The sequence below is a fragment of the Sphingobacterium sp. 1.A.4 genome (assembly GCF_002734245.1).
Classification (GTDB): Bacteria; Bacteroidota; Bacteroidia; order Sphingobacteriales; family Sphingobacteriaceae; genus Sphingobacterium; species Sphingobacterium tenebrionis.
The window spans coordinates 1-7,513 of sequence record NZ_PEAZ01000103.1; the positions used below are offsets into that span (position 1 = coordinate 1).

Annotated in this window: 7 protein-coding genes; 6 read left to right on the top strand and 1 reads right to left on the bottom strand. The window is 41.3% G+C overall.

Features of this window, described 5'->3' with window-relative positions:
- Window positions 1-203: 203 nt before the first annotated feature.
- The 6 genes from CRJ00_RS16575 (at window position 204) to CRJ00_RS16600 (ending at window position 6,853) form a co-directional block, all read left to right on the top strand.
- Window positions 204-1,004 (top strand): hypothetical protein, encoded by an 801-nt coding sequence (locus CRJ00_RS16575; RefSeq protein ID WP_099367859.1) that lies wholly within the window; start codon window positions 204-206, stop codon window positions 1,002-1,004.
- Window positions 1,005-1,015: 11 nt separating this feature from the next.
- Complete coding sequence (locus tag CRJ00_RS16580) at window positions 1,016-2,185, top strand: 1-deoxy-D-xylulose-5-phosphate reductoisomerase (RefSeq protein WP_099367860.1); 1,170 nt, start codon at window positions 1,016-1,018, stop codon at window positions 2,183-2,185.
- Between the two features lie 25 nt (window positions 2,186-2,210).
- Window positions 2,211-3,521, top strand: a complete 1,311-nt coding sequence (rseP, locus tag CRJ00_RS16585) for an RIP metalloprotease RseP (protein WP_099367861.1) — start codon at window positions 2,211-2,213, stop codon at window positions 3,519-3,521.
- 340 nt (window positions 3,522-3,861) lie between these two features.
- Entirely contained in the window at window positions 3,862-4,962 is a 1,101-nt protein-coding gene (carA, locus tag CRJ00_RS16590) for a glutamine-hydrolyzing carbamoyl-phosphate synthase small subunit (RefSeq protein WP_099367862.1), read from the top strand.
- 140 nt (window positions 4,963-5,102) lie between these two features.
- Window positions 5,103-6,401 (top strand): phosphopyruvate hydratase, encoded by a 1,299-nt coding sequence (eno, locus tag CRJ00_RS16595; protein WP_099367863.1) that lies wholly within the window; start codon window positions 5,103-5,105, stop codon window positions 6,399-6,401.
- Window positions 6,402-6,544: 143 nt separating this feature from the next.
- Window positions 6,545-6,853 (top strand): FtsB family cell division protein, encoded by a 309-nt coding sequence (locus tag CRJ00_RS16600; RefSeq protein WP_099367864.1) that lies wholly within the window; start codon window positions 6,545-6,547, stop codon window positions 6,851-6,853.
- A 192-nt stretch (window positions 6,854-7,045) separates the two neighbouring features.
- Here the strand turns inward: CRJ00_RS16600 and CRJ00_RS16605 are convergent.
- A partial coding sequence (locus CRJ00_RS16605) for a transposase (protein ID WP_144038186.1) occupies window positions 7,046-7,513 on the bottom strand: 468 nt, incomplete at its 5' end.

The following is a 7,513-nucleotide window of genomic DNA, read 5'->3' on the forward strand; positions in this document are numbered from 1 at the left end:
TAAAACCATTAAAAAACAAATTTTCAGAAATCCTTAGAACAAAAATGACCGAGTAAGATAAATCTTGTACTCAGTCATTTCTTTAAATCTCATTAAAAAGTTGAGACTTTTTCAGTGCCCTCAAATGTATTCTTAGCCTTTTTTCATGGTGTAACATATGGTACAACCAAAAAAATTATCATATTTGCACTATTAATAACACCATGCTAAATTATTTAAAAGACATTACTTTTAAGGCGAACGACGTCTTTTTAAGGGCTATAGACATCCTGATGAGGAACTATGTTTCTATTGCAGGGCTATGTTTTCTTTTGTTTATAACCTCCAACCTGTCTACCTATTTATCCAGCTACTTATCCTTTTATTCGGATTCGTATTTCATGGGCTTGAAAGTGCTCTTGTTACTGCTGTTTATAGGTTTATATTTTAGTTTGCAATTGGTACTGTTAAAAAATGCCATCGTATTGGCTAGGGGAGAAAAGAAACCGGGATTTTGGGGCTATGTGCCTTCCTTTTCCCAATTCGTGAACTACATCATCGGATTGTTGTTCTATTCCCTGATTGCTTTTGTGGTTTATTTGGTAATGTATGTGCTTTGCTTTCCTTTATTGTTTTTGGGGATAAGCATGGATACGGTGCGTTCGGAGGTCCATCCTTTTTTAACAGGAGTTATTATGTTGTTTGTATTGATAAGAACGACCTTCTATCCATTTTTCATTATCGAACATGGATTCAATACCTTCAAATCCTATAAATTCAGTTTGGCGATGACCAAAGGCAATGTATTCCGGTTATTGATCGTTATATTAATTGTAGCATCCACCCATTTATTGCAATTGGGGGCGGAATATTTTGGCTATACCTTGTTATCCCAAATTTTAGGTTTAGTGAATTCATTTGTTATCATCCCTATCGTGAGCATTGTGATGTCCATTGTGTATGTGGATATGATGAAGTTTTATAAAGGGGGAGCAGATCCTTCACTGATCGATAATTTCATCTAATTAGTTCAACATTGAGTAGAAAGAGAATCGCCATATTAGGCTCAACAGGTAGCGTAGGAACTCAAGCATTAGAAGTTGTAGCCGCTTTTCCCGAACAATTTGAAGTAACCGTATTGACCATCGGTAGGAATGCCGATCTGTTGATCCAACAGGCAAAAGCCTTTCATCCGAAGGTGGTGGTGGTCTGTGAAGAGCAGGCTTATCAAAAGGCAAAGGAAGCTTTGGAACCGCTGGGCATTTCGGTGCTGAGTGGGGTGGAAGCCTTGGAAGTGGTTGTGCAACGGGATGATATTGATGTGGTGTTGACCGCTATTGTAGGTTCTGTTGGTTTGAAACCAACGGTTGCCTCTATCAAAAAAGGGAAGGATATTGCACTTGCCAATAAAGAAACCTTAGTGGTTGCTGGCGCATTGATTAATGAGCTGGTAAAAGAACATCAGGTGCGTTTATTGCCGGTGGATTCTGAGCATTCGGCGATATTTCAATGTTTGGTTGGAGAAGAAAGCAACCCAATAGAAAAAATAATATTGACGGCTTCTGGAGGACCTTTTAGAGGTAGAACTCGGGAAGATCTGGTTGCTGTAACGAAAGCGCAGGCCTTGAAACATCCAAATTGGGCGATGGGGGCAAAGATTACCATCGATTCTGCTTCCTTGATGAATAAAGGGTTGGAGGTGATCGAAGCCAAATGGTTGTTCGACCTATCTGCAGATCAGGTCGAGGTGATCATCCATCCGCAGTCTATCGTACATTCACTGGTGCAATTTCAGGATGGGTCCATTAAAGCACAATTAGGAGTGCCTGATATGAAGTTGCCTATCCAATATGCCTTAACCTATCCAGCTCGTTTGCAGAATGATTTCAAACGCTTCAGCTTTGTGGATTATCCAAATTTGACTTTTGAAGCACCGGATATGGAGGCTTTCAGGAATCTGAAACTTGCCTATCAAGCGTTGGAAAGAGGCGGGAACAGTCCTTGTATCTTAAATGGTGCGAACGAAATCGTGGTGGAGGCTTTCTTACAGGATCAGATCAGTTTTCTGGGGATGAGCGATGTCATTGAAGAGACATTGTGTCAGATTTCTTGGCAAGATGATTTGAAATTAGAGGATTATCTGCATTATGATGCTGAAAGTAGGAGAGTGGCACGGAGTTTAATACCTCGTTTCAGTAATAAATAGATTATATACAATTAATAAAAAATAAATGGGAATCGTCATTATGGTAGCCCAGGTGTTATTAGGCCTGTCGCTATTGATTATACTACACGAACTTGGTCACTTCCTGGCCGCACGTGCATTTGGGATCAAGGTGGAGAAATTTTACCTGTTCTTTGATGCCTGGGGTGTAAAATTGTTCAAGTTCAATTATAAAGGATGTGAATATGGTGTGGGTTGGCTACCATTGGGTGGTTATGTGAAGATTGCGGGGATGATCGATGAATCGATGGATACCGAGCAGTTGAAAGGAGAACCACAACCATGGGAATTCCGCTCTAAACCAGCTTGGCAACGTTTGATCGTGATGTTGGGCGGTATTATCGTGAATATCATTGTCGGTATTTTGGTGTTCTGGATGATCACTTTTAAGTATGGTACCACAGATATCGATAACAATAAGATCTACGGTGTGAAGCCAGGAATCATTGGTGAAAAGGTTGGACTGAAGGAAGGAGATAAGATCCTTGCGGTCAATGGAAATAAAGCGAATCTGTTTTTTGAGGACCTGATGACCTCGGATGTTTTGATGGGTGATGCGGTATTGACCGTGGACCGTGCTGGACAGGAAGTGAAAATTACGCTTCCACCGGATATTTTGAACGATGTTTCTGATCATAAGAAGAACGAGTTTGTACAGCCTATTTTTAAGATGCTACCGGTATCTAAGATCGAAAAGGATTCGAGAGCAGATCATATGGGATTGCAGGTTGGGGATAGTATTGTTAGTATCAATGGCGTTGCTCCGTTGCATTTGAATCAGTTTAGGGATTTGGTACAGGCGAATAAAGGAAAAGATATCAATCTTGGCGTGATACGTAATGGGTCGGCGATGAACTTGACTGCGAAAGCGGATACCACAACGGCCTTAGGATTTGGAAACTTACCGATGGTGGTTCATTCTTATGGCTTGATGGAATCTTTACCTATCGGCGCGAGCAAAGCATTCTCTGTGATCACGGATAATATTAAAGGCTTTGGTAAGATGTTCAAAGGGGAGGTTCGTGCGGATAAGGCATTATCAGGACCGGTGGGCATTGCTACCATGTTCGGAACGGAAGTGGATTGGTTGCGTTTTTGGAGTTTGGTAGGGATGTTGTCCATGGCTTTGGCGTTTATGAACTTATTGCCGATTCCGGCATTGGATGGTGGTCATGTGGTGTTTTTGACGATTGAGATGATTCAAGGGAAGCCATTATCGGAGAAGTTCTTGGAAAGAGCGCAGATGGTCGGGTTTTTTATTTTGATAGCCTTGATGATCTTTGTTTTCGGAAATGATATTTTTAAGTTGACGAAGTAAGGGGTGTTATTGGGAGGAGGCCTCTTGCATCATTGCGAGGAACTATACCCGTCATTGCGAGGAACGAAGCAATCTTTCGATTAGTCCAAAGATTGCTTCGTCGTACCTCCTCGCAATGACGGGTATAGTTCTTTTTTCATTTTTTATTTCGGAATTTAAAATAATTTGTACCTTTGTCTCCCAATAAAATGAAAGAAACCTTCTACCCGATAGCATCACAAAAAGTTGTACAACTTTACATCAATACATAAATTGATTATATAGCCCATTTGGGCTTTTTTTGTGCGCCAAGGCGAAGCTCTACTCATACCCACGGATATACTTAATAAAAGAAATAAGAATGACCAACTACAGCAAATTGCCAGCAATTTTAGTCCTTGAGGATGGAACAGTTTTTCATGGAAAGGCAGCCGGAAAGATCGGTACGACCACCGGAGAGATTTGTTTCAATACCGGTACGACAGGTTATCAGGAGATCTTCACCGATCCTTCTTATTATGCACAGATCATGGTGACTACCAATGCGCATATCGGAAACTATGGTATCGATAATGAGGATGAGGAATCTAAGAAAATCCAAATTGCAGGCTTGGTTTGTAAAAACTATAACATCAATTATAGCCGTAAAATGGCTGATCAATCCATCCAAAATTACTTCGAAGAAGAGAATTTGGTGGGTATTTCAGACATTGACACGCGTTCATTGGTTCGTCATATCCGCAGCAAAGGTGCGATGAATGCGATCATCTCTTCCGAGAACCTGGATGTAGAATCCTTGAAAGCAGAATTGGCCAAAGTTCCTTCTATGGATGGTTTGGAATTGTCTTCCAAAGTATCGACGGAAGAACCTTATTTCTATGGAGATGAAGGCGCTCCAACCCGCGTAGCAGTTTTGGATTTAGGGATCAAGAAGAACATCCTACGAAACTTTGATTCCCGTCAGGTATATGCTAAGGTTTTCCCGGCAAAGACAAGTTTTGAGGAAATGGAAAAATGGAATCCTGATGGTTACTTTATTTCCAATGGCCCTGGAGATCCTGCAGCCATGGATTATGCCATCCAAACCGTAAAGGATATTTTGGAAGCAGACAAACCGATGTTCGGTATCTGTTTAGGCCATCAGATCTTGGCTTTGGCGAACGATATCCGCACGAGCAAAATGCACAATGGTCACCGTGGTATCAACCACCCAGTAAAAAACATCATCGCCAACAAATGTGAGATCACTTCCCAAAACCACGGTTTTGGCGTAGTAGCAGAAGATATCAAGAATTCGGATAAGGTAGAGATTACCCACGTGAACTTGAATGATGACTCGATCGAAGGTATTCGTATCAAAGGTAAGAAAGCCTTCTCGGTACAGTATCACCCGGAATCATCCCCAGGTCCACACGATTCAAGATACCTGTTCGATGATTTCATCGCGATGATAAAAGGTTAACATTTATAAAACATTTAATAAACCATGTATGTACCCATACATGGTTTTTTTTGTTAATTTTGATATAAGATATAATTATTGTTATATTAGTGTTATTAATACACTAAGTTAAAGGAAAAGAAAATAAACCACATACAAAAATGAGCTTGATAATTGACGTACATGCGCGCCAGATTTTGGATTCGCGCGGAAATCCTACAATAGAGGTTGATGTGACTACACAGAACGGTTTCGTTGGTCGTGCAGCAGTTCCATCCGGAGCTTCTACAGGAGCACATGAAGCAGTTGAATTACGTGATGGTGACAAGAAGAAATACCTGGGAAAAGGTGTTTTGAAGGCCGTTGAAAATGTAAACACAAAGATTGCGAAAGCTTTGGAAGGTGTTGATGTTTTCGAGCAGAATGCAATTGATAAATTGATGATTGATCTTGATGGAACCGAGAACAAAGGTAAATTAGGAGCAAACGCTATTTTAGGAGTTTCTTTGGCAGTTGCCAAAGCTGCAGCGCAGGAAAGTCGTCAACCATTATACCGTTATATCGGAGGAGTAAATGCGAACACTTTGCCATTGCCGATGATGAACATCATCAATGGTGGAGCTCACTCGGATGCTCCGATCGCATTCCAGGAGTTCATGATCATGCCAGTAGGTGCTGAATCATTCTCTGAGGCATTGCGTTGGGGTGCAGAAGTTTTCCATAGCTTGAAGAAAATCCTTCATGACCGTAATCTTTCTACAGCAGTAGGCGATGAGGGTGGATTCGCTCCAACTTTCGAAGGTACGGAAGATGCGATCGAAACCATTTTGGAAGCGATCAAAAAAGCAGGATACAAACCAGGAAAGGATATCTGTTTAGCACTTGACTGTGCTTCTACAGAATTCTTCGAAAAAGGAAAATACGATTACAAGAAATTCGAAGGTAAAGGCGGTGCAACGCGTACCATCGAAGAGCAGGTAGATTACCTGGCAGAATTATCTGCAAAATACCCGATCATTTCTATTGAAGATGGTATGGCTGAAGATGATTGGAAAGGATGGAAATTGTTGACAGATAAGATCGGCGACCGCGTACAGTTGGTTGGTGATGATTTATTTGTTACAAATACCAAACGTTTACAGGATGGTATTGATAAAGGTGTTGGAAACTCCATCTTGGTTAAAGTTAACCAAATCGGATCATTGACCGAAACAATCAATGCTGTTCAATTAGCTCAGACAAATGGTTATACGTCGGTAATGTCTCACCGTTCTGGAGAAACAGAAGATTTCACGATTGCTGATTTAGCGGTGGCATTGAACTGTGGTCAGATCAAAACGGGATCTATCTCTCGTTCAGATAGGATTGCTAAGTACAACCAATTATTACGTATTGAGGAAGAATTGGGAAGCAATGCGAAGTTCATTGGTAAGAACTTCAAATATGCACCTAAGAAATAATTTTTTTTATTTTTTGTAAGGAAGAAGCCGTGTCATTTTGATGCGGCTTCTTTTGTTAAAGAAGATAACTTTGCTTTGTTTTTTGCATTGTTGCCAAGTATATTTTATCTTTAACTGAATTTTTATTTCTTTGTTGAGCAGCTATGGAACGTTTTATCAAAACCATCAAAAATAAATACCTGATTACAGGCATTGCCTTCGTCGTGTGGATGTTATTTTTTGATCGTTATGATGTGGCGACTCAGGTAAGTTTTCAGCAGGAAAAGGGAAAATTGGAAGCTGAAAAGGCTTATTATACGGCTGAGACCGAAAAGATTGGAGTGTCTATTAAGGATGTTCAATTCAATCAGAGCGAGATCCAACGCATCGCTCGCGAAAAATATAAAATGAAAAAATCTTCGGAGGATATTTATATCATTACCGAAGTCGAAGCCCCGAAGACATCTGAGTAAATTTTCTACGTCATTGACATTCAACGTCCTTGCGATTCAACGTCATTGCGAGGAACGAAGCAATCTTCCTACATGTCATGCTGAGCGTAGTCGAAGCATCTACATTTGGTACCCCGTACAGATCCTTCGACTACGCTCAGGATGACAAAGGCAGCTACCAATGACATGTTGTATAACCTATTGTTAATCAGGTCAATGTATCTTCTCTAATTTCATATCGAACTCCAGTGCCAACCTGTTYAGGTACTTTTCCTTCTGCTTTTTCAATTGTGTTTCATAGGTCTGCACCCCTTGTTCCACATAGGTRGTCCCCTTTACCATCAGTCGCCAATACTGTGCTGCCAATTTGTTGGCCATGGCYTTGATGGCGATCATAGGCCCTTTTCTGGCCCGAAGCCTTCGTCCGAATTCCCCGATCGCTATTTTCTTGCTCTGTAGGAGTCCCTGTGCAATGACACGGAATATCTGTCCGGTCAGCGGTTTCCCCTTCCGCTTGACCCTTCTGCTACTTGTGCCTGAGCTGTTCTGCCCCGGAGATAGCCCCAGCCAACTTGTGAAATGCTTCTCCGTGGCCCATCGTTCCAGATCGTTTCCCGTCTCGCTGTAGATCTGCATCCAGGTATAGTCCGTGATCCCGGGCAATATGGTGGCATCCCTGCC